At 65.5% G+C, this 26180-nt stretch carries 27 protein-coding genes and 1 pseudogene; 16 read left to right on the top strand and 12 right to left on the bottom strand.

The window, feature by feature from the left end:
• Positions 1-86: 86 nt before the first annotated feature.
• Positions 87-1040, bottom strand: a complete 954-nt coding sequence (locus tag RN01_RS28840) for a LysR substrate-binding domain-containing protein (RefSeq protein ID WP_017512605.1) — start codon at positions 1038-1040, stop codon at positions 87-89.
• Positions 1041-1145: 105 nt separating this feature from the next.
• On the opposite strand from RN01_RS28840, the gene pcaH reads away from it, so the two are divergent.
• The 4 genes from pcaH (at position 1146) to pcaD (ending at position 5124) form a co-directional block, all read left to right on the top strand.
• A complete protein-coding gene (gene pcaH / locus RN01_RS28835; protein ID WP_017512606.1) occupies positions 1146-1859 on the top strand; it encodes a protocatechuate 3,4-dioxygenase subunit beta in 714 nt (237 codons plus the stop codon).
• Between the two features lie 4 nt (positions 1860-1863).
• Positions 1864-2433, top strand: coding sequence for a protocatechuate 3,4-dioxygenase subunit alpha (gene pcaG / locus RN01_RS28830; RefSeq protein WP_017512607.1), 570 nt, complete (start codon positions 1864-1866; stop codon positions 2431-2433).
• Positions 2434-2556: 123 nt separating this feature from the next.
• A complete protein-coding gene (locus RN01_RS28825; protein WP_024570649.1) occupies positions 2557-3912 on the top strand; it encodes a 3-carboxy-cis,cis-muconate cycloisomerase in 1356 nt (451 codons plus the stop codon).
• Between the two features lie 33 nt (positions 3913-3945).
• Positions 3946-5124 carry a 3-oxoadipate enol-lactonase gene (pcaD, locus tag RN01_RS28820; protein ID WP_017514273.1) on the top strand — a complete coding sequence of 393 codons (1179 nt, stop codon included), beginning with the start codon at positions 3946-3948 and terminating at the stop codon, positions 5122-5124.
• A gap of 3 nt (positions 5125-5127) precedes the next feature.
• Here the strand turns inward: pcaD and RN01_RS28815 are convergent, their stop codons facing one another.
• Complete coding sequence (locus tag RN01_RS28815) at positions 5128-6057, bottom strand: helix-turn-helix domain-containing protein (RefSeq protein WP_017514272.1); 930 nt, start codon at positions 6055-6057, stop codon at positions 5128-5130.
• 127 nt (positions 6058-6184) lie between these two features.
• On the opposite strand from RN01_RS28815, the gene pobA reads away from it, so the two are divergent.
• From pobA to RN01_RS28800, 3 genes are all read left to right on the top strand, one after another.
• Entirely contained in the window at positions 6185-7381 is a 1197-nt protein-coding gene (gene pobA / locus RN01_RS28810; protein ID WP_017514271.1) for a 4-hydroxybenzoate 3-monooxygenase, read from the top strand.
• 163 nt (positions 7382-7544) lie between these two features.
• Entirely contained in the window at positions 7545-8324 is a 780-nt protein-coding gene (gene surE / locus RN01_RS28805) for a 5'/3'-nucleotidase SurE (protein WP_011518527.1), read from the top strand.
• Positions 8325-8448: 124 nt separating this feature from the next.
• On the top strand, positions 8449-8745 hold the full coding sequence (locus tag RN01_RS28800) for a nicotinamide mononucleotide transporter (protein ID WP_008648027.1): 297 nt from the start codon (positions 8449-8451) through the stop codon (positions 8743-8745).
• Here the strand turns inward: RN01_RS28800 and RN01_RS28795 are convergent.
• Complete coding sequence (locus RN01_RS28795) at positions 8742-9527, bottom strand: NAD(P)H-dependent oxidoreductase (RefSeq protein ID WP_017515675.1); 786 nt, start codon at positions 9525-9527, stop codon at positions 8742-8744. The genes RN01_RS28800 and RN01_RS28795 overlap by 4 nt on opposite strands.
• Before the next feature lie 93 nt (positions 9528-9620).
• Between RN01_RS28795 and RN01_RS28790 the strand changes: the two genes are divergently transcribed.
• Positions 9621-10517 carry a LysR family transcriptional regulator gene (locus RN01_RS28790; RefSeq protein ID WP_024570650.1) on the top strand — a complete coding sequence of 299 codons (897 nt, stop codon included), beginning with the start codon at positions 9621-9623 and terminating at the stop codon, positions 10515-10517.
• 122 nt (positions 10518-10639) lie between these two features.
• On the opposite strand, the gene RN01_RS28785 is transcribed toward RN01_RS28790, so the two are convergent.
• On the bottom strand, positions 10640-11047 hold the full coding sequence (locus tag RN01_RS28785; RefSeq protein ID WP_017514720.1) for a hypothetical protein: 408 nt from the start codon (positions 11045-11047) through the stop codon (positions 10640-10642).
• Between the two features lie 361 nt (positions 11048-11408).
• On the opposite strand from RN01_RS28785, the gene RN01_RS28780 reads away from it, so the two are divergent.
• Positions 11409-12674: an MFS transporter gene (locus tag RN01_RS28780; protein ID WP_017514722.1), complete on the top strand. Its 1266-nt coding sequence runs from the start codon at positions 11409-11411 to the stop codon at positions 12672-12674.
• 64 nt (positions 12675-12738) lie between these two features.
• On the opposite strand, the gene RN01_RS28775 is transcribed toward RN01_RS28780, so the two are convergent.
• Complete coding sequence (locus RN01_RS28775; protein ID WP_038317081.1) at positions 12739-13461, bottom strand: DUF2076 domain-containing protein; 723 nt, start codon at positions 13459-13461, stop codon at positions 12739-12741.
• Positions 13462-13593: 132 nt separating this feature from the next.
• Between RN01_RS28775 and pip the strand changes: the two genes are divergently transcribed.
• Together pip and RN01_RS28765 are read left to right on the top strand one after the other, a co-directional pair.
• The gene (gene pip, locus RN01_RS28770; protein ID WP_017514724.1) at positions 13594-14550 is read left to right on the top strand and encodes a prolyl aminopeptidase; all 957 of its coding nucleotides are present in this window, start codon (positions 13594-13596) and stop codon (positions 14548-14550) included.
• Positions 14551-14673: 123 nt separating this feature from the next.
• Entirely contained in the window at positions 14674-14883 is a 210-nt protein-coding gene (locus RN01_RS28765) for a hypothetical protein (RefSeq protein ID WP_008649025.1), read from the top strand.
• A gap of 79 nt (positions 14884-14962) precedes the next feature.
• On the opposite strand, the gene RN01_RS28760 is transcribed toward RN01_RS28765, so the two are convergent.
• Positions 14963-17380, bottom strand: coding sequence for a DUF3772 domain-containing protein (locus RN01_RS28760; protein ID WP_024570652.1), 2418 nt, complete (start codon positions 17378-17380; stop codon positions 14963-14965).
• Positions 17381-17726: 346 nt separating this feature from the next.
• Between RN01_RS28760 and RN01_RS28755 the strand changes: the two genes are divergently transcribed.
• Positions 17727-18134: a VOC family protein gene (locus RN01_RS28755; RefSeq protein ID WP_017512340.1), complete on the top strand. Its 408-nt coding sequence runs from the start codon at positions 17727-17729 to the stop codon at positions 18132-18134.
• Entirely contained in the window at positions 18131-18520 is a 390-nt protein-coding gene (locus RN01_RS28750) for a cytochrome c family protein (protein WP_017512339.1), read from the top strand. The genes RN01_RS28755 and RN01_RS28750 overlap by 4 nt, the downstream gene beginning before the upstream one ends.
• Positions 18521-18590: 70 nt before the next feature.
• Here RN01_RS28750 and RN01_RS28745 read toward each other — a convergent pair whose 3' ends face one another.
• Complete coding sequence (locus RN01_RS28745; RefSeq protein ID WP_017512338.1) at positions 18591-18908, bottom strand: YnfA family protein; 318 nt, start codon at positions 18906-18908, stop codon at positions 18591-18593.
• A 37-nt stretch (positions 18909-18945) separates the two neighbouring features.
• Positions 18946-19884, bottom strand: a complete 939-nt coding sequence (locus RN01_RS28740; RefSeq protein ID WP_024570653.1) for a LysR family transcriptional regulator — start codon at positions 19882-19884, stop codon at positions 18946-18948.
• Between the two features lie 123 nt (positions 19885-20007).
• Between RN01_RS28740 and RN01_RS28735 the strand changes: the two genes are divergently transcribed.
• From RN01_RS28735 to RN01_RS28725, 3 genes are all read left to right on the top strand, one after another.
• Positions 20008-21837 carry a gamma-glutamyltransferase family protein gene (locus RN01_RS28735; RefSeq protein WP_017512337.1) on the top strand — a complete coding sequence of 610 codons (1830 nt, stop codon included), beginning with the start codon at positions 20008-20010 and terminating at the stop codon, positions 21835-21837.
• A gap of 75 nt (positions 21838-21912) precedes the next feature.
• Positions 21913-22890 carry a tripartite tricarboxylate transporter substrate binding protein gene (locus RN01_RS28730; RefSeq protein ID WP_017512336.1) on the top strand — a complete coding sequence of 326 codons (978 nt, stop codon included), beginning with the start codon at positions 21913-21915 and terminating at the stop codon, positions 22888-22890.
• Between the two features lie 17 nt (positions 22891-22907).
• A complete protein-coding gene (locus RN01_RS28725; RefSeq protein ID WP_223277412.1) occupies positions 22908-23408 on the top strand; it encodes a GAF domain-containing protein in 501 nt (166 codons plus the stop codon).
• Between the two features lie 16 nt (positions 23409-23424).
• On the opposite strand, the gene RN01_RS28720 is transcribed toward RN01_RS28725, so the two are convergent.
• The 4 genes and pseudogenes from RN01_RS28720 to RN01_RS34135 form a co-directional block, all read right to left on the bottom strand.
• Positions 23425-24147 (bottom strand): MgtC/SapB family protein, encoded by a 723-nt coding sequence (locus RN01_RS28720; RefSeq protein ID WP_008644601.1) that lies wholly within the window; start codon positions 24145-24147, stop codon positions 23425-23427.
• 90 nt (positions 24148-24237) lie between these two features.
• Positions 24238-25230 carry a pyridoxamine 5'-phosphate oxidase family protein gene (locus RN01_RS28715; protein ID WP_017512334.1) on the bottom strand — a complete coding sequence of 331 codons (993 nt, stop codon included), beginning with the start codon at positions 25228-25230 and terminating at the stop codon, positions 24238-24240.
• Positions 25231-25295: 65 nt separating this feature from the next.
• Complete coding sequence (locus tag RN01_RS28710) at positions 25296-25907, bottom strand: glutathione S-transferase family protein (protein ID WP_024570656.1); 612 nt, start codon at positions 25905-25907, stop codon at positions 25296-25298.
• Between the two features lie 156 nt (positions 25908-26063).
• A pseudogene (locus RN01_RS34135) lies at positions 26064-26180 on the bottom strand (LysR family transcriptional regulator); the annotation flags it as partial.

The following is a 26180-nucleotide window of genomic DNA, read 5'->3' as shown; positions in this document are numbered from 1 at the left end:
ATGCCGCTGCGGAAAAGGGCGCGCGGGGAATGCGGAATACCGGGAAAAAAAGCCGGGCACGCCGGCAGAGAGTGCCGCCGGCAACGCTATCGGCTGGCTGCGATGCGGCGGATCGTATCGGCGAATGCTTCCGCCACCGGTTCGAGTGTGCGATCGCTCCGGCGGAGCAATCCGATCGGCTCTTCGGTGCCTTGCGTGTCGAAGGACAGCAACACCAGCTCGCCGGCTGCGACGGCGCGGCGCGTGGCCGAAAGCGGTGCCGCCCAGACGCTGTCGCCTTGCTGCGTCACGAGCCGGCCCAGGTAGCCATCGGCCGTTTCCAGGCAGCCGGCCGGCAAGGCGAACCCGTGTCGCGCCAGCAGGCTCTCGGTGCTGTGGCGCGGGATCGAGCCCACCGCCGGCACCACCATCGGCCAGGCCAGCACGTCGCGCATCGTCGGACGAGCATTGCCGGCAAGCGGGTGGCCCGCCCGCACCGCCAGCACCAGCGGTTCGGCTGCGAGGGATTCGAACCACAGCCCTTCCATCGCGGCGGGGTCGTCCATGCGGCCGATCACCACATCGAGCACGTCAGCCTTGAGCAGGTCGATCAGCGTCTGGTTCATGCCGCTTTGCACCGCGAGTCCGACTTCCGGGTGATTCGCGCGGAAGTCGGTCACCGCCTCGAGCAGCAAAGCCGGGACGATGCTCGGCAGCGCACCCACGCGAATGCGCTCCTGCCGCGCGGCGTCAGCGCCGGCCAGGCTGTCGGCCACGGCGTCGAGGTCCTCGAGCACGCGCAGCGCCTGGCGCAGAAAGCGCATCCCGGCGGCGGTCAGGTCCGTGCCTGCACGCTGCCGCACCAGCAGCCGGGCACCGACCAGTTCCTCGAGTTCGGTCAGCGTCTTGGAGACGGCCGGCTGTGTCAGGCCGAGGCGCTCCCCGGCCCGGCCCAGATGCTGGGTTTGCGCCACGGCGACGAAGCAGTGCAGATGGCGTAACCGGATCCGGCTGCGGAACGTGTCGATGCGGGCTTCATGTGACGGCGGGCTACCATGCATAACAAAAAATCATTCAAATTGCGTAAAAACTCAATTTACATGACTTATGGCGTTGAATACAGTCGAGCCCATTCACTCACACAACACACCCACGGAGACAGCGCGATGCCCCCACGCTCCGCCCGCCCGGACCAGTACCGTCGGCCGTACTGGAACACCCAGCCCGAGTACCGCTTCGATCCGTATGCCTCGACGCAACTCCGCTCGCCGAGCCAGTCGCTGATCGCCTTGCCGCAATCGCTTTCCGAGGTCACCGGCCCGACCTTCGGCCCCGAGTTTGTCCGTGAGGGCGATAACGACCTGACCGTAGGCAACGGTGGCGAGCCGATCGGCGAACGTATCCTGGTGACAGGCCGCGTGCTCGATGAAAACGGCCGCCCGGTGCCGAATGCGCTGATCGAGGTCTGGCAAGCCAACGCCGCCGGCCGTTACGTGCACAAGCGCGACCAGCACGATGCGCCGCTCGACCCGCACTTCTCGGGCCAGGGTCGCACCATCACGGATGCCGACGGCCGCTACCAGTTCAAGACGATCAAGCCGGGCGCCTATCCGTGGCGCAACCACCATAACGCCTGGCGGCCGCAGCACATCCATTTCTCGTTGTTCGGCAACGCGTATGCCACGCGGCTGGTCACGCAGATGTACTTCCCCGGCGATCCGCTGCTGCCGTTCGATCCGATCTTCAACTGTGTGCCGGACGAGAAGGCACGCAATCGGTTGATCTCGACCTTCGACTGGGAAAACACCGCCCCCGAGTACGCGCTCGGCTACCGTTTCGATATCGTGCTGCGCGGCCGCGATGCCACGCCGATGGAGTAAGGCCATGCTGTACGCCACCGCATCCCAGACCGTTGGACCCTACCTGCATATCGGCCTGACCGGCCTGAACTGCGCCGACCTGACCGCCGACGCGCCCGACCTGATCGCGCAGCGCATCGTGATCGAAGGCCGCGTTATCGATGGCAACGGCGAGCCCGTGCCCGATGGCATGGTCGAGATCTGGCAAGCCAATCCGGCTGGCCGCTATCGCCATCCGGAAGACAAGCGCGAGCTTGGGCTGGTCCCCGGCTTTACCGGTTTCGGCCGGGTGCCGACCGAGGGCGACGGGTCGTTCCGCTTCGTTACCGTCAAGCCCGGCGCCGTGCCCGACGTGGAAGGCCGTCCGCAGGCGCCGCACATCATGGTGTCGGTGTTCATGCGCGGGCTGGTCAAGCACGTCGCCTCGCGCATCTACTTCCCCGACGAAACCGCGGCCAATGCCGCCGACAGCGTGCTGGCGCTGGTGCCGGCCGAGCGTCGCGCCACGCTGATCGCGCAGCCGAATGGCCAGAACAGCTACCGCTGGGACGTCGTGCTGCAAGGCGCGGGCGAGACCGTGTTCTTCGATATCTGATCTGCTTGCACTGCAAGCAGGGCGCGGGGGTTTCCCCTGCGCCCTGCTTTGCATGACAATCGGCGCATTACCACCGGTTTGCCCCCACCGACGATGCCCACGCTTTCTCGCCTGACCGACCCGATGTTCGGCAGTCCCGCCGTGCTCGAGGTCTTCTCTGATACTGGCACCGTACGCCGGATGCTCGATGCCGAGGCCGCGCTCGCGCGTGCCGAAGCGCAGTGCGGCGTGATTCCCGCCGCTGCCGCCGCCGTCATTACTGAAGTCTGCGGCAGGGGCGATGTGATCGACCTCGACGCGCTGGCGCAGGCGGCCGTATCCGCCGGCAATCTCGCCATCCCGTTCGTCAAGCAATTAACTGCAGCAGTCACCCAGCGCGACGCCGACGCTGGCCGCTACGTGCATTGGGGCGCAACCAGCCAGGACATCATCGATACCGCGCTCGTGCTGCAACTGCGCGATGCCCTGCGCGAGATCGTCGTCGATTTGCTGCGTGCGGGCGATGCCTGCGCGATGCTGGCCGCGACCCATCGCGCCACGCCAATGGTGGCACGCACATGGCTGCAACACGCGCTGCCCACCACGTTTGGCTGCAAGGCCGGCGGCTGGCTCGATGCCTTGCGTCGCGATCTGACGCGGCTAGACCACGTTGGGGCGCAGGTCCGCGTGATCCAGTTCGGTGGCGCCGCCGGCACTCTTGCCAGCCTGGGCGATGACGCGCCGGCCGTGGCGGCCCGCTTCGCCACCGAACTCCAACTTGATGTGCCCGCACTGCCGTGGCACGCGCATCGCGATCGTCTGGTCGAAGTGGCCACCGCGCTCGGTATGTTGACCGGCACGCTGGGCAAGATGGCGCGCGATGTCTCGCTGATGATGCAGACCGAGGTTGGCGAGGTAGCCGAGCCATCCGGCCCGGGACGCGGTGGATCGAGCACGATGCCCCACAAGCGCAACCCGGTGGGATGCGCGGCGGTGCTGACCGCGGCTACGCGTGTGCCACCGCTGGTGGCGACGATGCTTGCGGGCATGACGCAGGAACATGAGCGTGCGCTTGGTGGCTGGCAGGCCGAATGGGACACGCTGCCGCAGATCGTCACGCTGGCGGCAGGCGCGCTGCGCCAGATGGCGGACGTCGTGTCCGGGCTGCAGGTCGATGAAGCCCGTATGCGCGCGAACCTCGATATCACGCACGGCCTGATCCTCGGTGAGGCAGCCATGCTCGAACTGGGGCGGCGCATCGGCCGGTTGCAGGCTCATCATCTCGTGGAGCAGGCTTCGCGCCGCGCGGTGGCGGAAGACACCACGCTGCGTATCGCGCTGGCCCGCACGCTGGCCGAAGATCCGAATCACGCGGGATTGCTCGACGACGCCGCGCTCGACCGCCTGAGCGATCCGGCGCAGTACGCTGGGCAATCCGAACGTTTCGCCGATGCCGCCGTTGCCGCATGGCAGGCGCTACGCGCGAACCCACAGAACTAAGAGAACCAAGACCTGGCCTGACAGGAGACTCCCTTGCCTTACCTCGATCAAGCCGGCGCCCGGCTGTTTTACACCGTCGACGGACCGGAAGACGCACCGGTCATCGTTTTCTCGAACTCGCTCGGCACCGATCACACGATGTGGCAGCCCCAGGCCGACGCGCTGGCCGGCCGTTTTCGCGTGGTGCGCTACGACGTGCGCGGCCACGGCCGATCCACTGCCACCGAGACTTCGCTGACGGTGGAGACATTGGGCCGCGACGTGCTGGCCATCCTCGATGCGCTTCACATCGACAAGGCCGTGTTCTGCGGCCTTTCGATGGGTGGTCTGACTGGCATGTGGCTCGGCGCGTATGCGCCAGAACGCTTCTCGAAGATCGTGCTGGCCAATACCGCGCCGAAGATTGGCACGGCCGAGTCCTGGAACACGCGCATCGACGCGGTGATCCGCGATGGCCTGGGCGGCATGGTCGATGCATCGCTGGGCCGCTGGTTCACGCCGACGTTCGTCGCCACGTCCGGACGCGCGCTCGATGATCTGCGTGCCGTGCTGGCGGGGCTCGATCCGCGTGGGTATGCGGCGAGTTGCGCCGCCGTGCGCGATGCCGACCTGCGCGAGGCGGTCAAGACGATTCCGGTACCCGTGCTGGTGATCGCCGCCAGCGACGATCCATCAACCACGGCGGACGAGGGCAGGGCACTGGCCGCAGCCATTCCCGGGGCCATCTATATAGAGCTCCACGCCGCGCATCTCTCGAACCGAGAGCAGCCGGGGCGCTTTACCGCCGCGCTGATTGACTTCATCAACGGCCGCCTGCCGGTGACGGACGATCAGGCGCGCTACGATGCGGGCCTCGCCGTGCGCCGGGAAGTGCTTGGCAGCGCGCACGTCGACCGTTCGCTGCAACGGCTGACGCCATTGAACGAGGAATTCCAGAACCTGATCACGCGCTATGCCTGGGGCGAGATCTGGACGCGTGAAGGGCTGCCACGTCATTCGCGCAGCCTGATCACGATCGCGATGATGGTGGCGCTGAACCGTTCCGAGGAACTGAAGCTGCACCTCCGCGCAGCCGCCAACAATGGCGTCACTCGCGACGAGATCAAGGAAGTGCTGTTGCAGACCGCGATCTATTGCGGCGTGCCGGCGGCCAACTCGGCATTCCACATGGCCGAGGAAGTGTTTGCAGAAGTGGATCGCGCACGCGGTTGATGCTCAGGCGTCCGCCGTGCCTGCCATATCTGTCGCGGTCAAGGCGTCCTTGATCGCGAACGCTGGCAGGCGGGCGCGGCCCGATTCGCGGAATGCGGTGGGTGTCTGCCCGGTCAGCCGCGCAAAGAAGCGCGAGAAGTAGCCTGCGTCCGAGAAGCCGAGTGTCATTGCGATCTGCTTGATGTCGAGATCGCTGAAGAGCAGGTCGCGCTGCGCTTCGGCCAGCACGCGTGCGTGAATGAGCTGCAATGCGCTATGCCCGGCCAGTTGGCGGCAGATGCGGTTGAGCTGCGTCGGGGTGACGCCGATCGCCCCGGCGTAGTACGCGATGTCATTCTGTTCGCGATAGTCGGTCTCCAGCAGTTGCTGGAACTGCCGGAAGTGCCGGGCCGGCCGGCTGCCGGCCTGCGTCTTCGCCGGGGCCGACGCCTCTGCGATGCGCGCGATGCCCACCAGCATCAGCGTCAGCAACGCCGATAGCGATGCGCCGCGCCACGGCGATACCGATTCCATCTCCTCCCTGAACAGCGCCAGCGTGCCCGCCAGCGCGTGGCGTCGTGCCACGCGGTCATGCCGTGGGTGCTCGAACAGCGGCACCGTTCCCGGCAAGCCGGCCAGCAACGTGCGCAGGTAGGTGTCAGTCATCGTCACGATGATGCCGTCGACGTCGGGCGCAAACACGAAACCGTGCACGTGGTGCGGTGGCACCGTGATCAGCGAACCGCTTGCAAGTCGTTCCTTTCGGCCCTCCAGCAGGGCCTCCCCACTGCCGCGATGGATGTACAGAAATTGAAGGAAGCGTTCGTGCCGGTGTGGCTTGATCTCCCATGCGTAGAGCTGGCTGCGCGAGGCGATGGACTCGAAATGGAGCTGATCCAGCAGGGGCTCTGAGGAATTCACGCCATAGAGCGAGTAGGTCGGAACGGTTCTCATGGGGGCATATCGGGTGAACCCTGAATGTTCGGATTGTCACTTCGATGGTTCGATCTGTCCATTCCTGCAGGGCGCGCGAGGCTCTATCGTTAGGCCCAACAAATACACACAAACCAGGAGACTCGCCATGGCCCCCAATGGCTCGATCAATTCCCGTTCCACGCGCGTCGCCATCATTGGCGCAGGTCCTGCCGGGCTGCTGCTTGGGCAGTTGCTGACCGTCGCGGGCATTGACAACATCGTCATCGAGCAACGCAGCCCAGAGTATGTTCTCGGCCGCATTCGCGCGGGCATTCTCGAATGCGTGACGGTCGAGGCGCTGAAGCGTGCTGGTGTTGACGGCAGGCTGCGCGACGAAGGATTGGTGCACCACGGCATCGAACTGTCGTTCGGCGGCGAGCGCCACCGCATCGACTTCCATGCGCTGATTGGCAGTGACGTTACCGTCTATGGGCAGACCGAGGTCACGCGAGACCTGATGGCCGCGCGTCAGGCGTCGGGCGTGCCGACGGTCTATGAGGCGGAAGATGTTTCGCTGCACGATTTCGACGGTAATCGCCCGCGTGTGTGCTATCGCAAGGATGGTGTCGAGCATGAGGTGGTCTGCGATTACATCGCCGGTTGCGATGGATTTCACGGCGTCAGCCGTGCCAGCGTGCCGGAACCGTCGAAGCGCATCTTCGAGCGTGTCTATCCGTTCGGTTGGCTCGGCATTCTTTCCGAGACCCCGCCGGTGGCCGACGAACTGATCTACGCTAGCCACGAGCGCGGATTTGCGCTGTGCAGCATGAGGTCGAAGACCCGCAGCCGCTACTACGTGCAGGTACCGTCCACGGAGAAACCCGCGGACTGGTCTGATGCCCGCTTCTGGGACGAACTGCGCCATCGCCTGGACCCGGCCGCGGCAGAGGCGCTGGTTACGGGCCCGAGCATCGAAAAGAGCATCGCGCCGCTGCGCAGCTTCGTGTGCGAGCCGATGCGCTACGGCCGGCTGTTCCTGGCGGGCGATGCGGCGCACATCGTGCCGCCAACAGGCGCCAAGGGCCTGAACCTGGCCGCCAGCGACGTGCTCTACCTGGCCGATGGCCTGATCGCGCACTACCAGCACGACGACTCGCACGAACTGGACATGTACTCGGAGAAGTGCCTGCGCCGCGTCTGGAAGGCGGAGCGTTTCTCGTGGTGGATGACGTCGTTGCTGCACCGCTTCCCAGACGCCGACGCGTTTGCGCACCGCATCCAGCAAGCCGAACTGGATTACCTGGTCGGCTCCGAAGCCGCATGCCGTTCGCTCGCGGAAAACTATGTTGGCCTGCCGCGCTGAGTGTGGCCAGGGTTTGCTCCAGAGGCCAACGCGCCTCAGGCCGCCGGCGTCCTGGCGGGCGATGGCAGCGGGAACGGAGCGGGATCGGCTAAAGTAAAGGTCGCTTTCGCGTGGCGCTTCGGGGCTGCGCGGCGGGCCTTCTCCAACCACCTGAGCCTATTCCATGTCTGAACCTGTAGTCGAACGCGTGCTCCTGACCAATGACGACGGCATCGATGCGCCGGGCCTCGCCGTGCTGGCGGAGGTCGCCGCCACTATCGCGCGCGAAGTCTGGATCGTCGCGCCCGAGCACGATCAAAGCGGCACCTCGCACTCGATCAGCCTGCATGATCCGCTGCGGATCACCGAGCATGGCCCGCGCCGCTTCGGCATTAGCGGTACGCCGGGAGATTGCGTCGTGATGGCAGTACGCCACGTGATGCGCGATACGCCCCCGGACCTGGTGCTGTCCGGCATCAATCGTGGTGGCAATCTCGGTCTCGAAACCGTGTTCTCTGGCACCGTCGGCGCAGCCATGACCGGCATGCTGCTGGGCATTCGCTCGATCGCGCTGAGCCAGGTTTTCAAGGATCGCAACGCGGTGAAGTGGGGGACGTCCCGGGCGCTGGCAGGCGATGTGATTCGTCGACTGGTGACGGCGGGCTGGAGTGATGACGCGTGCCTGAACGTCAACTTCCCGGACGTTGAAGCCGATGCGGCCGGTCCGCTGACGGTATCGCGGCAGGGCGTGGGGCTGATCAACGCGATCGACGTCCGCGCGCATGTGGACCCGCGCGGCTTCCCCTATCACTGGTTGCAGTTCTCGCGCGGCCCGAGGCCCGATGTGGACGATGCGGAGGCGATGGTGGTGGCGCGTGGCGCGGTGTCGGTGACGCCGCTGCGTTTCGAGCGCACCAGCGAGGAAGCCGCGGTGGCGCTGGCGGACAACCTGATGCGAGCCTGAGCGCGGCACAAAGGTGGAGGGGCTACCCCGAGGCAAACCTCGGGGTAGCCCCTCTTGCCAGAATTTCTCAGTGACGATTGTCTTCGGTTTGCATACAAAAAATGAACGCAAAACGGAGACAAAGATGGAGCTTGCGGCCCAAATCCCCAACCTGCTCAACGGACTGGAATGGTCGGGCTGTGCCCTCGCGATGAGCGGCTCCTTCCTTGTTGCACTCCACAACCGCGCGTCGCGCTGGGGCTGGATTGCCTACATCTGCTCGAACCTGGTGTGGAGTGCCTTCGCGCTGGCCACCGGCACCTATGGCCTGTTCGTGCAGCAGCTCGGTTTCACGGCAACCAGCCTCTACGGGCTCTATCGTCACACGCGTTATTACCGCGAACTGGCTGCCCACACGCCCACGGCTGCCGCAGCGGCCTAGTTCTCCAGCGCCACGTGCGCCGCGAATCCGTTCTGTCCGGGTGAGATGTCCGAACGCAGGATCAGCGACGGAATCTCGTACTGGCCGCCGTTCTGTGGCCGGAAGGCGATGGGTTCCGTCGTGAACAGCGTGTCCAGCCGCTGGCCAAGTTCTTCGGTCACCGCGGCATAGCGATCGCCGTCGATCCGGCCCGACCGAAACACCAGGAAGGGCGGCAGCACGTCGAATCCCGGGTAGTACAGGATGCCGTGATGGATCGGGAACAGGATGTCCTCGATCGGTCCGTTGATCCCGCGCGCATCGTAGTGGGATTCCCACCCCCCAGTCGTCACCATCAGCATGGCGCGCTTGCCTGCAAGCGTGCCCTCGCCATATCGATTGCCCCAGCGCGAATCTGAATGCTCGCCCACACCGTAGGCGAAGCCAAAGGCATAGACGCGCTCGATCCAGCCCTTGAGGATGGCGGGCATTGAGAACCACCAGAGCGGAAACTGCAGGATCACCGCGTCGGCCCACTTCAGCTTTTCCTGCTCGCGTGCGATGTCGGGACTTTGCAGTCCGTTCTCGAATGCGTGCTTCGAGGCAAGCGACGGATGAAACGGCGTGCCATTCGCAGGTGCCAGCGAGTCGCCGGCATCGAGCGGCGCCTTCCATTGCATGGCATAGAGGTCCGAGACCCGCACCTGGTGCCCTGCTGCCTCCAGCCGTTGCACGGCGAAGTCCTTGAGTGAGCCATTCAGCGATTTCGGTTCGGGGTGAGCATAGACAAGCAGTACGTTCATGTCGGTGTCCTGATGACTGAGGATGGGTCAGGACCAAGATTAGGTTCGCCTGAGCTATATTGGAAATGAATTCCTAATATCCCAGGTATTGCCATGATTAATCTGAGGCGCCTCGATCTGAACCTGCTCGTCACACTCGACACGCTGCTGGCCGAGCATAACGTCACGCGTGCGGCCGAGCGGCTGCACTACTCCCAGCCCTCGGTGAGTGTGCATCTGGCCAGGCTGCGAGAGATCCTTGACGATCCGCTTCTGCTGCCCGGGCCACGTGGCATGCGCCCCACCGCCCGCGCCGAATCACTGCGCGAACCGCTGCGCGAGGCGCTGGCCGCGCTGGAGGCGGCCATCTCGCCGGAGCATCCGTTCGATCCCGCCGAGGCCACGCAGACATGGCGCGTTGCCGCCACCGACTACAGCGAAACAACCGTATTGCTGCCGGCGCTGGCCGGCTTGCGCCAGGCTGCGCCCGGCACCCGCATGGCGGTTATTGAACTGGCGCCGCCACGGATTGCGCGTCAGGCGGAGCAAGGTGATGTCGATCTGGTGTTCCATATCACCACCGATGCCCCGGAAAACCTGCATCTCCGTCCGCTGTTCACCGAGCGCTTCGTGCTGGCCGGCCGCCGTGGGCACCCACGCCTGAAGCGCAAGCCGACCATCGCCCAGTTCTGCGCACTGGAGCATGTGATCGTGTCGCCCGAGGGCGGAGGATTCGTCGGTGCCACCGATGAGGCGTTGGCCAAGGTGGGGCTGTCGCGACGGGTCGTGCTGTCCGTGCCGCACTTCCTCTACCTCGAATCGGTGCTGGCCAGCACCGACCTGGTCGCGATGCTGCCGTCCCGGCTGGTGCGGGACAACGACCGGCTGCAGATCGTCGATGCGCCCGTGGAGGTGCCAGGATTCGAGATGTCGATGTTGTGGCACGAGCGGGTTCATCGCGACCCCGCGCATCAGTGGCTGCGGGAGTCGATCGTGGCGGCGGTGCGATAGGTGGGGCCCGGATGGCTCCGGGCCCGTGATGGTGGTGTGATGGCGGTGTGATGGCGGCCGCCGGATGACAGTCAGATGTCGTCGGGATGACGTTGGGATGTCGATGGCGATGTCTGCATGCGTTAGTTGCAGGCCGTTCCGGGAACTGGCTTGCCCGTGGCAGTCAGGCCCTGGCAGGCGTCGCCGACCATCAGCGCGGCATCGCCCGATTGAGGTGTGGTCAACCGCAACTTGCCTGCCACGGTGCAGCAGTTGCGCGGCGCGCTCGCGGTGGTAGACGCGGGAGCCAGCCTCATGGCCGACTGCGCGGGTGGTACCGGCTGTGCCGGTTGTACAGGTTGTGCCTGTTGTCCCGATTGTCCCTTGGAAGTCGCGGCGTCGGAGTCGTCGCTGTCGGGCGCCATGCACTGGCCCTGCTGACAGATTCGGTCGCCCTTGCACTGCATGTCGTATTGGCAGCCCGCCGCGGCTGCAGGCGAATTCCAGGTAATGGTGACGGCGGCGATGAACAGGATGCTACGCAGGGACATATCCCCTCCCACACACGAGTCGCGGCACCCGGGCCGTGGTTCACGGGTACGGGACGCGGGCGTCGCATAACTTCAGCATAGGGCGGCGCATCGTGCGCCGATAGCCCTGCGCGCAGTACTGATGCGATGGAATCGTGGGATCGACCACCATGGCGCGACCGTGCGCGGATTGCGCGCGGATTGTGCGTCGATCGGCCTTTTCATCCACACCGGGGCGTGCCCGGCAGGCTGCGCCGTTTTGCTTCACAATAGCGCCTTCGCGCCGCGCGGAGCATGCTGGAGCCCCCGAGACAGGACGCAAGATCCTGTCCGCCAGTGAGCGGCGACAAGCTATGACAAGTGCTTCGCAATCTCTCTGCTCATGACCGCCCCACACGGAAACTTCGACAGCGTTCCCGATCTCACCCGTTCGTCCCCGAATTCATCTTCCGAAGGCGATGCCGCCACGGCCCGTGATCGCGCGGCTGACCGCCGTGCCTTGCTGGCGCTAGGCGTTGGCAGCTTTGGCATTGGCACCGGCGAGTTCGTCATCATGGGTTTGCTGCCCGACGCCGCGCGCGATCTGGCAATCACCATTCCCGAGGCCGGCCACCTGATCAGCGCGTACGCGCTGGGCGTGGTCATCGGCGCGCCATTGCTGGCCGTGCTGGGCGCGCGCTGGCCACGCCGTAACCTGCTGATTGCGCTGATGAGCGTCTTCGCCCTGGGCAACTTCGCCAGCGCGCTGGCGCCCGGGTATCTGCCGATGCTCGCCGTGCGCCTGCTCACAGGATTTCCGCATGGCACCTACTTCGGCGTGGCCGCATTGGTGGCGGCGAGTCTGGTGGCGCGCGAGCGCCGTGCGCAGGCCGTCGGCCTGGTCATGCTCGGGCTGACCGTGGCGACCCTTGTGGGAGTGCCGATCGCTGCCGGCATTGGCACGTGGCTGGGTTGGCGGGCCGCGTTCGTGATCGTGGGCGCCATCGGCGCGCTCACGGCTTTGCTGGTGTGGCGCTGGGTGCCGTTCGTGCCCGCCGATCGCCATGCAAGCCCATTGCGCGAACTGTCCGCGCTGGCGCGCAAGCAGGTCTGGTTCACGCTCGGCATTGGCGCCATCGGCTTTGGTGGCATGTTCGCGGTGTTCAGCTATGTCAAGCCGACGATGCTCGAGGTGGCGCATATGCCCGCCAGCGGTATTCCCATCGTGCTGGCCTTGTTTGGCGTCGGCATGGTGGCCGGCAATCTGGCCGGCGCGAAGCTGGCGGACAAGGCATTGATGCCGACCGTCGGTGGTGTGCTGCTCTGGTCCGCGCTGGTGCTGGGCGCCTTCGTGTACACCGCGCCGTATCCGTGGCTCGCTTCGCTCAATGTGATGCTGGTAGGCACCGCCGTGGCGCTGGGCCCGCCGTTGCAGATCCGCCTGATGGACGTGGCCGGAGACGCCCAGACGCTGGCCGCCGCGCTCAATCACTCGGCGTTCAATATGGCGAACGCGCTCGGCGCATGGCTTGGTGGCGTGACGATCGCCGCCGGTCTCGGCTGGACCTCAACCGGCTGGGTCGGGATGCTGCTGGCGTTGGCCGGCATGGTCGTGTTTGGGTGGTCACTGATGAGTGCCTCTCGCCGTGACATCACCGTGACAGCCTGAGCAAGACCCCAAGGCGCGGGACCGGAGGCAGGATCCCGCGCCGGGCTCAAGACGGCCAGAAGAATCAGAAGATCGAGTCGTCGTTCCGGTAGTCATCGTCGACGTAGTCGTCCAAACCATTGTCGAGGTTGCCACTGTCGAGGTTGCCGTTGTCGGCCAGCAGCGCATTGCTGCCACCGCCGCCGCCGTTGCTACCGCTGCCGTCCTCGTAATAGTTGTTGATCACGGTCTCGGTGGGCGCCGAACCCATTGCCGGTTGCCCGAAGAAGCCGCCACCGCTGTTGCGGTGGAACAGATTTTCGATGCCCTGGAATAGCATCGCGCCGCCCGCGACACCCGCCGCCGTGGTGGCAATGCTGCCAAGCGTGCCGCCCAGGCCTCCGCTCAGGAAGCCGGGCCGGGCCGTTTGCGGTGGCTGCGGGGCGGGTTGCGGCGTGGATGGATACTGCGGGGCGGCCTGATAGGGCGGTGGCGCGGATGGAGCGGCGCCGGGCATCGCGCGGCCGGGGTGGTTGCCCCAGGCGTTGGCATCATCGATAAAGCTGCGCGAGCCCTGGCCCTGCTGCATTTGCTGAAGCTGCTGCTGGAGCGATGCAATCTGGGCCTGGGCGTTCACCAGTGCGCGATCAAGCAACATGGCGCGCTGCACGAGCAGATAGGCGGCGTCGGGCTGCCGGCCGGCCGCATCGGCGATCATCGCCGCGGCCTGCGGGTCCTTGCCATCGGCGCGAGCCTGCACGAGTTGGCTCAGGAAGGTTTCCAGTGCTTGCATGTCTTGAGGGGTCATACGTCACCTTTCCAGGAGGCGGTTGCGGTACGGCTCCACTGTAGGGACCAAGACTTAAACGAAACTTAAAGGCGCGTTGCACTGCACGATGGCGCTACACTTGGCTTCCCTCAAGGCTTTCCGGGAGGCGACATGCCTGAACCGCGCACCCTTTATCCCGCTATCGAACCCTACGAGACCGGTACGCTCGACGTCGGCGATGGCCACGTGCTGTATTACGAGCGCGTCGGCACGCGCGGCGCCAAACCGGCGGTGTTCCTGCACGGCGGGCCGGGTGGCGGCATCTCGCCCGATCATCGACGCCTGTTCGACCCCGCCCGCTACGACTTGCTGCTGTTCGACCAGCGCGGCTGCGGCCAGTCGACGCCTCATGCCGAACTGGAGGCCAATACCACCTGGCATCTGGTCGACGACATCGAGAAGCTGCGCGAGCGGATCGGCGTCGAGCGCTGGCTTGTGTTCGGGGGATCATGGGGGTCGACGCTGGCGCTTGCCTACGCGCAGACACATCCTCAGCGTGTGAGCGAACTGGTGCTGCGTGGCGTCTATACGGTGTCGCGGGCCGAACTCGATTGGTATTACCAGTTCGGCGTATCGGAGATGTTCCCCGACAAATGGGCGCGTTTTCAGGCGCCGGTGCCTGAGGCCGAGCGCGGCAACATGATGGCCGCCTATCGGAAGCTCCTGACCGGCGACGACAAGGCAAAACAGGTCGAGGCCGCGCAGGCCTGGAGCGTCTGGGAAGGTGAGACGATCACGCTGCTACCGGACGCCGACATCAGCACCAAACATGCCGACGGACATTTCGCGCTGGCATTCGCGCGCATCGAAAACCACTACTTCACACACGGTGCCTGGCTTGACGACGGGCAACTGTTGCGCGACGCGCATCGTCTGGCCGGCATCCCTGGCGTGATCGTGCATGGTCGCTACGACATGCCGTGTCCGGTGCGTTACGCCTATGCCCTGCATCAGGCCTGGCCGGACGCGGACTTTCATCTGATCGAAGGCGCGGGCCATGCCTGGAGCGAACCCGGCATTCTCGACCAATTGATCGCCGCAACGGACCGCTTCGCCGGTAAGGAATAAGTCACACCGCCCGGGCGTGGCGATCGAACGATCGTGCGCCTATACTGGATTCTGCTGCGTTGCACAAAAATCACCTGTCGCGGGTGTCATTGCCGCGAATCGCACCAGAATCTGGAGAGCGCCATGGTTCCTTGCGAACTCTGCAAGAGCCTGCTGGGTCGTCCCGGTTATGTTCCGCCACACCCCCGCCTGATCCGCACCGGCGACGCCATATCCGGCACCGGTGCGCAGGCCTTCCTCTACACATGCCAACGGTGCACCCAGGTGATCGCGCTCGCTACCCATGACGATGGCGCCGATTATTGGACTGGGCACGAGGGAGCAATGGGCTGATGGGGTGACGGGGTGACGGAGTGACGGAGTGACGGGGAGTCAACTCGTCCCAATCTGCGTCCCTGATCTACACCCCTATCTACGTCCCCAATGCCGCCATATTTTCCAGCCGCAGCGTTTGTGGCGCCGACAGCGGAATCTCCTCGGCGCGAAGCCGCTTGAGGATCTCGAACAGCAGGTCGCTCTTGGTGCCACCAGCGATGCGGGGGCTGTTCACATAGCCGGTGACGCTCAGCGTGATGCCGTTCGGCGCCAACTGGCTGAACGTCACCGATGGCGCGGGGATGTCGAGGATTGCATGGTTCTCGCGGTAGACGTCGAGCAGCAGGTCGCGCACGGCTTCGGGGTCGGTGTTCAGTGGGAACGTCAATTGCAGCGTGGCCACACCTTGCGTGTTGTTGTGCATCGTGACGTTACGCAGGTTCTGCGAGATCAACTGCGAGTTCGGCACGATCACGGTCGAGCGGTCGGCCAGCTGGATTTCCGTCGCGCGCACGTTGATGCGACGGATATCGCCTTCGACGCCGGCCAGACTGACCATGTCGCCTACCTTGACCGGGCGCTCGGTCAGCAGGATCAGGCCGGAGACGAAGTTCTTGACGATCTCCTGCAACCCGAAGCCGATACCGACCGACAGCGCGCTGACGATCCACGCCAGGTTTTCCCATTTGACGCCCAGTAGCGAGAGCGTCAGCAGCACCAGCAGCACATAGCCGATATTGCTGAACAGCGTGATCAGCGACGCACGGAGCCCGGACTCCGAGCAAAGCTTCGGCAGCAGTTCCGCATCGAGCCATCGGCGTACCGAGCGTAGCAGCCAGATGCCGACCACGAGCGCGATCACCGCGTTCATGATGCGGTCCGGCATGATGTTCAGCGCGCGTAGCTTCTCGCCGCCGAGCATGGCCAGCAGGCTGTTGAAGAGATCGGCGGGTGTCGTGCCGAAGCCGCCGGTGAGGAGCGCCAGCACGGCCAGCAGAAGCAGCACGCTGGAGCCGAGACCGGAAAAGACCGTGGAGGCCTGTTCGAGCTGGGTATCGCCTGCGCCGAACAGTTGCTTGATGACGCGTCCGCCGCCGTACTGGGTGGAGAACGTGGCCTCGCAGATGTCGCGCGTCAGTTGCGTGAGCAGGTAGAGGCTGCACAGCACGATATCGAACCAGACCAGTTCGTAGGTCAGGAAGCGCGCGATGCTGATGTAGCCGATCAGCAGCGCGCCGAACGAGATCGCCACGGTCAGCGTGACGCCGACGTGGATCAATCCGACGAGCGTGGCGCGGGCTTCGGGCTGTTCTCCGGCGGCAAGCAGTTCGGCGCGCACGCGACTGGCACGCAGCAGTGCGGCGCCAATCGTCAACACCACCACCAAGGACACAACGCCTCTGCCGAGCAGCGTGACCGGCAGGCTCGTATCGGCCATGCGGTTGAACTGCTCAAGCGTGCCGGCCAGCAGGAGCAAGCCTGCCAGCACCGTCGGGAACGGCTTCATGGCGAGCGCCAGCCGGTCGGCCAGCGCAGGTAGCCGCCATGAAGGATGCCGCGTGCAGAGCAGGGCGCGGCCCAGGCCCGCGATCAGTGCGCTGGTCATTGCCAGCTTGGCGATCTCGTTCAGCAGGTCCTGAATCTCGGGCGGGACGTCTTCGCCGCCGGTGAACGCCGCGAATGCAATGCGCACGCCGGTGGCCGTGGCGATCACCGTGGCCAGTGTCGTGGCGAACGCCAGCGCGCTACGGCGGATGCGAGCTTCGGGCAACTGCGTCAGGCAGAGCCACGCCGCGCCGCGTTCGAGCAGACGACGCCCAAGTGTCCACGCGGCCAGCGCGATCACGAGCAGGATTACCGTGGTCGCCCGTTGCCCAGACGCCCATGCGTGCTCGAACATTGGGACGATCTCGTCGGTGAAGGCGCCGGGCTGCTCCGGGTCCTCAGGCGCGCGCCCGAAGAGCGGCTTCCAGAACTGGGGATTCAGGATGCTCTCGGACCGCAACGCAAGCTGATCCTTCATCTGCGTGCGTTGCAGTTTGGCCAGCTGTTCCTGCAGGTGCGCGATATTGTCCTTGCTGTTGGCCGCCTGCTTCAGTTCGTCGTCGAGCTGCGTCTTGCGCGCGGTGAGTTCGGCGCGCTGCGCGACCACGGCGGGGGCTTCCTTTGCCTTGCCGGTTTCGGGCGGCGGGCCCAGCACATCAAGCTGGGATTGCAGCTGCGCGCGTTGCGGCGTCAGTGATGCAGCGAGCTTGTCGACATCGGTGGCCAGTTGCTTGAGGTCGTCGTCGAGTCCATTGATTTTGGTGCGCCCCAAGGCGCTGGAGGCCTGCTGCTTGATCTGGTCCTGCGCGGTCTGCAGGCGCTTGAGTTCGGCAACGGCCTCCGCGTGTGTCAGCACGGAAATCTGCTGGGCCTCGGCGTCCGAGGCGCTTTCCGCGGCAAGCGCGGGGGCGGCGACATGAAACAGTGCGGCCAATACAAGGCTCAAGGCGAGCCTGGAAATCTTGCTCATGGCGAATTGCACTTCGTGGAAATTTTCCGGGTTCGCCAGTCCCGGCAGGCAGTGCCGGGCACGACGCGCCAGGATGAACAACGAAAGCGCAGCCGCGCATGGTGCGCTGGGCCGCCACTTTCAACGAGTGCGGGCTGACATGCGGATGGGATGCCGCCCGGCGGAGGAGACTGAGCCGGGGCGCGTCAGTTGCGTACTACGCGCCCGTCGTGGAAGACCGCATTATACGTACGCGTATGCATCACACGGGGTGTACAGTACCGCTTGTTTCACAGCCAAACGTCTTGTTACATCTCGCTGTCGGTATCGTACGGACCCCGACAATCCCTTCAGGAAAAAGGCCCCCATGACGCTCGCAATCGATCGCTTCGACCATATCGTGCTCAATGTGAAGGACGTGGAAACCAGCGCCGCGTGGTACGAGCAGGTGCTCGGCATGAAGCGTGAGGACTTCGAGTCACGTTCCGGCAAACGGGTATCGGTGAAGTTCGGCCAGCAGAAGATCAATCTGCGCCCGGTGGGCGAAGACACCGTTGCATGGTTCACGGGTGTGCATCCGACCTCCGGCAGCGACGATCTTTGCTTCATCACGCACATGCCGCCGAAGGAGGTGGTTGCGCATTTCCTGGCCCACAAGGTGGCCGTGGAAGTCGGTCCGGTGCAACGCACCGGGGCGCTCGGGGCGATCACGTCGGTCTATTGCCGTGATCCCGATGGAAACCTGATCGAGGTGGCGAGCTATCCCGCAGCATGAAATACGCATTACCCCTCGTTCTTGCCCTGCTTGTCCATCCAGTCACCAACGTAGCCAACGCAGCCAATGCCACCGTCGGTAATGTCCAGACCGGCAAGGAGACCTTCACCCGGCTCTGCGCCTCATGCCACCGCGTCGGCCCGTCGGCGCGTGGCGCATTCGGACCCCAGCTCAATGGCGTGTTCGGTCGCAAGGCAGGCAGTACGGCGGATTATCGTTATTCCGATGCGATGAAGGCGTCGAACGTGGTCTGGTCGGATGCCACGCTGGGCGCCTTCGTGCAGTCGCCGGGCAAGGTGGTGCCGGGCACGAAGATGCGTTTCTGGGGCATGAGCGATCCGCAGCAGATCGCCGATCTTCTTGCTTACCTGCGCACCTTCCAATAGCGGCAAAGGTGGAGGCAATGGCGGAGGCAATGGCGGGAGCGCAGGGAGAGAGGAAGAGCAGGGCGGCGCGTCAGCGCGGCTGGAACACGATGATGGCCATGCCACCCAGCGCCACCGCCACGCCAGCGATATCCCACGGACTCGGGCGCACGCCATCCACCGCCCAGAGCCATGCGATGGCCATCGCGATATAGACGCCGCCGTAGGCTGCATACACACGGCCGGAGGCTTCCGGATGCAGTGTCAGCAGCCACGCGAACACGGCCAGCGATGCCGCGCCGGGCAGGAGTACCCACGGGCTCGCACCCTGGCGCAGCCAGAGGTAGGGCAGATAGCAGCCGAGAATCTCGGCCAGCGCGGTAAGCAGATAGAGTCCGACGGTTTTCATCCCGGTTTTCAGCCTTTTCCTTTTTCCTGCTGTCGTTTCAGATGGCCTGGCGCAGCGCCGCTGCCAGCCCCGTCACCAGTTCGTTTTCCTGTGACTCGCGCCGCCACATCAAGCCCACGGGTGGCAGGTCCCACGAGAGCGAGAACGGCAGCATCGCGGCATCGCCCAGTTCGACCAGTTCGGCCCCAACTGACCTCGGCACGATCGTGATCACGTGCGGCTGGCTGCGTAGCAGTGTGGCCATGGGCTTGACCGAATAGGTCTCGACGATCGGCAGCGGCGGCGCCACGCCGGCCAGCGCGAACATCGTATTGATCGTGCGGCGCACCGGCGTATGGTGCGGCGGCAGAATCCAGTCGAGCTCGGCCAGCCGCTTCCAGTCCAGTCCGCCGCGCGACAGCCGCGCGGCAGCGCGTGACGGTACCACGAGCACCGGCTCCTCGCGATAGAGCGGTTGCTGGACGATGTCTTCCCCCGCCAGGTAGAACGAGCGCGCGATCGCGCAATCGAGTTCATGCTGGCGTAGCGCGACGACCAGTTCGTCGGTGGTGCCCTCCCTGACCAGCACCGAGATGCGCGGCGTGCGGTTCAGCCCGTAGGCGAGCGCGGCATCGAGCACGGCGCGCGCCGTATAGGGGATGGCGCCGATGCGCAGCCGGCCGCGCAGACCGGCTTCGATCACGGCCAGCTCGCGCCCGAGCGCGTCAGCGTCGGCCAGCGCCATGCGCGCATGGCCCAGCACTGCCGTGCCGGTTGCGGTTGGCTCCAGGCCGTTGCGGGTGCGGGTGAAGAGCGGCGTGGTGAAAATGTCCTCGATTTCCCGCAGCGCCTTGGTCACGGCCGGCTGTGACAGGTTCATTTCGGCCGCCACGCGCGAGATCGAGCGCTGCTGCTCGAGCGCAAGCAGCAGCGGCAGGTGACGCAGGCGCAGCCGGGAGACGATGTTGTGCAGCAGCTTGTCGGTGGCGATCGGCATGGCGGCAATGGGAAGGAGTTGTATAACCAAATAGTAATGCATCGATAAGTATTTGGCTCTTGGTGGTTATTTCACTTGCCTATACTCGAATACATTCCGATCCAGCCATTGCGCGCTCACTTCATGTTCACGACACGCCCCGAGATCGTCGGCACATTCGGCGTTGCCGCTTCCACCCACTGGCTTGCCACGCAGACCGCCATGGGCGTGCTCGAACGCGGCGGCAATGCGTTCGATGCCGCAGTGGCAGCCGGCTTCGTGCTGCAGGTGGTGGAGCCACATCTGAACGGGCCTGGCGGTGAGGTGCCGATCCTGTTCTGGAGCGAGCGTGAGCGTGCCGCGCGCTCGGTCTGCGGCCAGGGCCCCGCCCCGGCGCTGGCTGATCCGGAAGCGCTGCGGAAGATGGGCATGGAGATGATGCCCGGCATCGGGCTGATGCCGGCGACGGTGCCGGGAGCGTTCGGCGCATGGATGACGATGCTGCGTGATCACGGCACCTGGTCGCTCGCCGACGTGCTTGAGCCGGCCATCGGCTACGCGCGCAACGGCTTTCCGCTCGTGCCCCGCATCTCGCAGGCGATCCTTGCCGTGCAGGCGCTGTTCCGCGACGAATGGCACAGCTCGGCCGATACCTGGCTGCCGGACGGCAAGGTGCCGCGCCCCGGCAGTTTGCACACGCTACCGGTGCTGGCCGATACCTACACGCGCATCGTGACGACTGCGATCGCGCAGAGCGACACCCGCGAAGGCCAGATCGACGCGGCCATGCGCTGCTGGTATCAGGGCTTCGTGGCCGAGGAGATCGACGCGTACTGCCGCAACACGCCGGTACGCGACACCACTGGCGAAAAGCACGTCGGCCTGCTGCGCTTCGAGGACATGGAGCACTGGCAAGCCACGGTCGAAGCGCCCGTCTCGCTGGACTTTGGCCGTTACAGCGTGTCCAAGTGCGATATCTGGAGCCAGGGCCCGGTGTTCCTGCAGCAACTCGGGATGCTGCGCCATGCGGGGCTGGAGGCGCACGCGCCAACATCGCCCGAGTTCGTCCACACGATCGCCGAGGCTGCCAAGCTGGCGATGGCCGACCGCGCCGCCTGGTATGGCGATCCGCGCTTCGTCGATAGCCCGCTGGCCGCGCTGCTCAATCCGCACTATCTGGCCAGCCGCGCAGCGCTGATCGGTGATCGGGCGGCGCCGACGATGTTCCCCGGCGCGCTGGGTGGCCGCGCGCCGCGTATGCCTGACCCCGCCGTGGCCGAGCGCACGCTGACTGCCGCCGATACGCGCTTCGGCGTGGGCGAGCCGACCTTCGCCGCGCTGCCGCCGGTAACCGAATGGGCCGAACGCGAGCTGTTCGTCGGCGACACCTGCCATATCGACGTGATCGACCGCCACGGCAACATGGTGGCGGCCACGCCTTCGGGCGGCTGGTTGTCGTCGAGCCCGACGATTCCGTCGCTCGGCTTCGCGCTCAACACGCGCCTGCAGATGACGTGGCTCGAACCGGGCCTGCCCAACACGCTGGCGCCGGGCAAGCGGCCCTGCACCACGCTGTCGCCGTCACTGGCGATGCGCGACGGCGAGCCCTACATGGTGTTCGGCACGCCTGGCGGCGACCAGCAGGATCAGTGGTCGTTGGCATTCTTCATGCGCCACGCGGTGCATGGCATGAACCTGCAGGAAGCCATCGACGCGCCCGCCTGGCATATCGACCACTTCCCACAGTCGTTCTGGCCGCGCCAGACCACTCTGAACCGCATTACCGTCGAATCGCGCTTTCCCGCTGCCACGATCGAAGCGCTGCGTGCCCGTGGGCATGAGGTTCGCGTCGGTGATGACTGGTCGGAGGGTCGCATGTCGGCCTGCACACGCGAGCGCGACGCCAGAGGGCGGCTCGTGCTGCGCGCCGGCGCCAACGCGCGTGGCATGCAGGGCTATGCCGTCGGCCGCTGATTCACGCGCGACATTACCGAAGACCGATACAGAAACAGAAACAGAAACCGAAGGGGGTTGGAGATGAAGTCCGAGATGAAGTCCGTACTGAGAAGCCTGCTGTGCGGTGCCGCCGCATTGACAATGTCGTTCGCGAACCTGGCCAGCGCTGCCGATGCCTGGCCGACCAAGCCGATCACGCTGATCGTGCCGTGGGCGGCGGGTGGTTCGACGGATATCCTGGCGCGCACGCTGTCCGAGCAGCTGACCAAGTCGCTCGGCCAGCCGGTCATTGTCGACAACCGGCCGGGCGCTTCCGGCAACATCGGTTCGGCGATGGTGGCACGCGCGAAGCCGGACGGCTACACGCTGCTGATCGGCTCGATGAGCACGCACGCGATGAACCCGGCGTTGATGCCGAACATGCCGTTCAAGGGCGTGGATGATTTCACGCCGCTGGGATTGCTGGCCTACGTGACCAACACGATGGTCGTGAACGCGTCCGTGCCGGTGCACAACGTCAAGGAACTGATCGCGTACGCGAAGGCTAATCCGGGCAAGGTCGCCTACGCCAGCGCGGGCCCCGGCTCCACCAATCACCTGAGCGCGGTGCTGTTCGAGAAGATGGCCGGCGTGCAGTTGCTGCATGTGCCGTACAAGGGTGGCGCGCCGGCCGTGGTCGATACAGTGGCGGGCCAGACGCAATTGCTGTTCTCGGCGGGTACTCAGACGCTGACGCACGTGAAGTCCGGCAAGCTGCGCCTGCTGGCCGTGACCGAAGCCAAGCGCTCCCCGCTGCTGCCCAATGTGCCGACGGTGGGCGAGACCCTGCCCGGCTATGAGCTTTCGGTCTGGTACGGCGCCTTTGGCCCGAAGAACATGCCTGCGGAACTGGTGACGCGCTTGAACAACGAGATCAACCGCGCGATGGCGCTGCCCGACGTCAAGGCCAAGATGGAGTCGATCGGCGTCGAGACGGCGACGTCCACCCCGCAGGAATTCGGCAAGATCCTGCGCCGCGATGCGGACCGCTACGGCAAGCTGATCCGCGAACTCGGCATCCAGGGCGAATGATGGCGGACGCGGCGAACATGACATTGCCGATGCATTGGCAGGCACAACTGAATGCACTGCTGGACCGCCTGCGCGATGCGGCCACGCCGCAGGGCGCGATGGATGCCGTTGGGCAGGCCACGCTGGCGATGGTCGGCCCCGGCCTGCTGACGATCAACGCATGGCACGCGAGGACGGGCGAGATCGAACGGCTATGGTCGTCGGACCCGGCGGCCTATCCGGTGGGCGGCAAGAAGATCAAGGGCGATACGGCCTGGACGCGCCAGTTGCTGGTGCGTGGCGAGGTCTTCGTCGGCGAGGGCGACGAGGCGCTGGCAGCGGTGTTCGACGACATCGCCGTGATTCGCGGCCTTGGCCTGAACGGTGTGGTCAACGTGCCGCTGAGCCGGCGCGGCGCGGTGATCGGTACGTTCAACTATCTGGCGGATGTGCAGATGTGGACGGCCGACGAGATGACTGCGCTGCGGCTGCTGGGGCAGCTTGTGGTGCCGGCTGTCGTTGAAGTGATTGCCGGTTGAAGGGCCGACCCCGCTTCTACTCCGTTGTGCTCGCGCTCCAGAACGCCTGACTGACCACGCTGGTGCCGCCGAGTCGGGCGACGATCGCGTCGAGCGCGTCGCCGTCCACCGAGGTGGCCACCAGTGCCGCCTCGATTTCCACATCCTGATCGCCGAACGCGCGGACTTCCAGGTCGCGCGTTGGATACTGCGCGGCTTCCAGCGCGTCTTCGAGCAATCGCATGGCGGTCTTCTGGTACTCGCGTAGCGTGATCACATGCACGGTATGCGTGACTTCCACGGCCGGTGTATCCATCGGCTGGCGGTTGATGCGATCGGCCACGGGCCGCAGCAGCGTGTTAGCGGCCAGGACGAACAGTGCGCCGATGCCCGCTTCGAGAATCAGGTCCGCCCCCGCACACGCGCCCACCGCCGCCGAGCCCCAGAGCGTGGCCGCAGTGTTGAGCCCACGCACGTTGCCTTCCTCGCGCATGATCACGCCCGCGCCCAGAAAGCCGATGCCCGATACCACGTATGCCACCACGCGTACCGCGCCCTCATGGCCGGCGATGTGATTGGCAAGATCGACGAAGATCGCGGCGCCCAGCGCCACCAGCACGTTGGTACGCAGGCCGGCCGTGCGCTGGCGGTACTGGCGCTCGTAGCCGATCATTCCGCCCAGGACGAAGGCGGCGGCCAGGCTGATGGCGGTGTCGAGCAGCGATTGGGGATTGATGTTCTGCAGGGCTTCCAGGGACATGTTCGAGGGCGCATCCGTGCGGGCAGAGACTGGCGCGATTGTGGCACAGGCACTGCGCTCCCTGACACCCGTGGGGGTTTCATGTTCCTGTCATGAAGCTGGATCTCCGGGCCAGACGCCGGTGCGCAGCGCCTGCGGCGATTCGCCGCCGGGCATGAAATCCCAGCGCAGCGGCAGCGCCCGATCGCGGCGCACGATCTGCCGGGGGAAAAAGCGCCACAGCCGCTCCGCACCCTCGACAGTGCGGATCTCGGGCGAATCGGTGATGACCTCGGCGCGGCCCGTCATCTGCAGCAGGTCGCCGGTCGGATAGCTGACGAACACCAGTCCCGCCACCGGATTCACCAGCATATTGCCAAGCGTATTGAAGAACGTATTGCCGGCGAAGTCCGGAATCGTCAGGCCGCCATCGGCATCCACGCGCACGAATCCGGGTCGGCCGCCACGATGGGAGACATCCACCTGGCGTCCTCCCGGCAGATCCACATAAGTCGCGACGAAGAACGAATCGGCATGGCGGATCAACGTCCGCGCGCGCGCATCGAGCGCGGTCAGGATCTGGGGCGCGACGGTGCCCGGCGTCGCGGGGTCGCGCGTGACCACGAACTCGCGCTTCTGGATGTACTGCGGGCAGTTGCCGAAGCTTTGTCCCACCGTCACGCCAAAGCCGCGCGCGTCATCGCGGCGCACAGTGCCGTTCAGCCGGTTGCGGCGGCGGGTCATTGGGTCAAGGCCGAGCAGTGCGATGGCGTTGCCGTCTTCCATACCACTGTCGGCGGGATCATCGGCATCGCGCGGGCTCGCGACCTCCAGCAGATACGGATTGGGCGATTGGAGGAAGCCTGGCTGTCCCGCGCGCAGGGTGGCCCAGACCTGGCCGTCCGGGGCTACCGCGCCGATGACGATGGAGGGCAGCATCGCGAAGAACTCGCGATGCTGGTCGGGCATGTAATCACGCACCACGCGCGGACCCACTTCGGCCAGACGCTCTTCCACGCCGGCCCGGGATTGCAGGATGCGCTCGCCGGTATGCCAGGGCGTGCCGGGTAGCAGCTCCGCATGGGGGGCAGGTTGACGGTTCATGACGCGCTCCAGGTGGCGACTTCTCGGGCAGGCGATTTCAGGCAGGCAGATTCAGGCAGGCAGATTCAGGCTTCGAGTCCGACCGGGCTTTTCACAATCGGCACGAAGCCCGGCAGCGCCTCCACGCGTGCCAGCCATTGGCGCACGTTGCCGTAGTCCCGCAGATCGACAAAGCCCTCCGGCGCCCGCGCGGTATAGCTGTAGAGCGCCACGTCTGCAATTGTTGGATGATCGGCGGCAATCCATGGGCGATCGGCCAGCGTATCGTCCATGCGCTTGAGCACGACGTGGGCCCGCGCGACCGCATCATCCAGATCGTACGGCGCGTTGAACAACGTGGCGATGCGCGCGCGGGCCGGGCCGAAGGCGATATCGCCAGCGGCGACCGACAGCCAGCGTTGCACCGCCGCTGCCGCCACCGGTGCTTCGGGCAGCCAGTCGGTGCGGCCAAGTTTCTTGCTCAGGTAGACCAGGATCGCGTTCGAATCGGGCACGACCGTTTCGCCATCGACCAGCACCGGGATCTGGCCGAACGGATTCAGCCGCAGGAATTCGGGCGATTTGTGCGCGCCGGTCATCAGATCCACTTCGATCAGTTCCGCCGGCTGGCCGAGCAGGGACAGGAGCAACTGTGCGCGGTGGGCGTGGCCGGAAAGCGGGTGCACATAGAGTTTCATGGTCGGGACGTCCTTGGATGCGATGGTTCGGCGCCACGGCAAATGCCGGGCTCGCATCAAATATAGGGGCGTCCCGTGCCACGAAAAATGGCCGGGGGAAGAAGTGACTCTTGTGGATTCGAGAAGAATCCGCGGAGAACCCGACGATGGGGCGTGCTACGGATTCAGCGACGCCGTGCCGCGCAGCGTATCAACGGCCAGATCGATGAAGGCGCGCACCTTGTGCATGGCATGGCGGCCTTCGCGATGGATCACGTGGATCGGCAGCGGCGG

Origin of the sequence: Cupriavidus sp. SHE, assembly GCF_000812445.1 — a bacterium.
GTDB lineage: Bacteria > Pseudomonadota > Gammaproteobacteria > Burkholderiales > Burkholderiaceae > Cupriavidus > Cupriavidus metallidurans.
This window is presented reverse-complemented; position numbering and strand designations above follow the sequence as displayed.

Bases quoted from the DNA above. Each gene is read 5' to 3' on its own strand.
- RN01_RS28840 (WP_017512605.1), bottom strand. From the start codon at position 1,040: ATGCATGGTAGCCCGCCGTCACATGAAGCCCGCATCGACACGTTCCGC.
- pcaH (WP_017512606.1), top strand. From the start codon at position 1,146: ATGCCCCCACGCTCCGCCCGCCCGGACCAGTACCGTCGGCCGTACTGG.
- pcaG (WP_017512607.1), top strand. From the start codon at position 1,864: ATGCTGTACGCCACCGCATCCCAGACCGTTGGACCCTACCTGCATATC.
- RN01_RS28825 (WP_024570649.1), top strand. From the start codon at position 2,557: ATGTTCGGCAGTCCCGCCGTGCTCGAGGTCTTCTCTGATACTGGCACC.
- RN01_RS28815 (WP_017514272.1), bottom strand. From the start codon at position 6,057: ATGAGAACCGTTCCGACCTACTCGCTCTATGGCGTGAATTCCTCAGAG.
- pobA (WP_017514271.1), top strand. From the start codon at position 6,185: ATGGCCCCCAATGGCTCGATCAATTCCCGTTCCACGCGCGTCGCCATC.
- surE (WP_011518527.1), top strand. From the start codon at position 7,545: ATGTCTGAACCTGTAGTCGAACGCGTGCTCCTGACCAATGACGACGGC.
- RN01_RS28800 (WP_008648027.1), top strand. From the start codon at position 8,449: ATGGAGCTTGCGGCCCAAATCCCCAACCTGCTCAACGGACTGGAATGG.
- RN01_RS28795 (WP_017515675.1), bottom strand. From the start codon at position 9,527: ATGAACGTACTGCTTGTCTATGCTCACCCCGAACCGAAATCGCTGAAT.
- RN01_RS28790 (WP_024570650.1), top strand. From the start codon at position 9,621: ATGATTAATCTGAGGCGCCTCGATCTGAACCTGCTCGTCACACTCGAC.
- RN01_RS28785 (WP_017514720.1), bottom strand. From the start codon at position 11,047: ATGTCCCTGCGTAGCATCCTGTTCATCGCCGCCGTCACCATTACCTGG.
- RN01_RS28780 (WP_017514722.1), top strand. From the start codon at position 11,409: ATGACCGCCCCACACGGAAACTTCGACAGCGTTCCCGATCTCACCCGT.
- RN01_RS28775 (WP_038317081.1), bottom strand. From the start codon at position 13,461: ATGACCCCTCAAGACATGCAAGCACTGGAAACCTTCCTGAGCCAACTC.
- pip (WP_017514724.1), top strand. From the start codon at position 13,594: ATGCCTGAACCGCGCACCCTTTATCCCGCTATCGAACCCTACGAGACC.
- RN01_RS28765 (WP_008649025.1), top strand. From the start codon at position 14,674: ATGGTTCCTTGCGAACTCTGCAAGAGCCTGCTGGGTCGTCCCGGTTAT.
- RN01_RS28760 (WP_024570652.1), bottom strand. From the start codon at position 17,380: ATGAGCAAGATTTCCAGGCTCGCCTTGAGCCTTGTATTGGCCGCACTG.
- RN01_RS28755 (WP_017512340.1), top strand. From the start codon at position 17,727: ATGACGCTCGCAATCGATCGCTTCGACCATATCGTGCTCAATGTGAAG.
- RN01_RS28750 (WP_017512339.1), top strand. From the start codon at position 18,131: ATGAAATACGCATTACCCCTCGTTCTTGCCCTGCTTGTCCATCCAGTC.
- RN01_RS28745 (WP_017512338.1), bottom strand. From the start codon at position 18,908: ATGAAAACCGTCGGACTCTATCTGCTTACCGCGCTGGCCGAGATTCTC.
- RN01_RS28740 (WP_024570653.1), bottom strand. From the start codon at position 19,884: ATGCCGATCGCCACCGACAAGCTGCTGCACAACATCGTCTCCCGGCTG.
- RN01_RS28735 (WP_017512337.1), top strand. From the start codon at position 20,008: ATGTTCACGACACGCCCCGAGATCGTCGGCACATTCGGCGTTGCCGCT.
- RN01_RS28730 (WP_017512336.1), top strand. From the start codon at position 21,913: ATGAAGTCCGTACTGAGAAGCCTGCTGTGCGGTGCCGCCGCATTGACA.
- RN01_RS28725 (WP_223277412.1), top strand. From the start codon at position 22,908: ATGACATTGCCGATGCATTGGCAGGCACAACTGAATGCACTGCTGGAC.
- RN01_RS28720 (WP_008644601.1), bottom strand. From the start codon at position 24,147: ATGTCCCTGGAAGCCCTGCAGAACATCAATCCCCAATCGCTGCTCGAC.
- RN01_RS28715 (WP_017512334.1), bottom strand. From the start codon at position 25,230: ATGAACCGTCAACCTGCCCCCCATGCGGAGCTGCTACCCGGCACGCCC.
- RN01_RS28710 (WP_024570656.1), bottom strand. From the start codon at position 25,907: ATGAAACTCTATGTGCACCCGCTTTCCGGCCACGCCCACCGCGCACAG.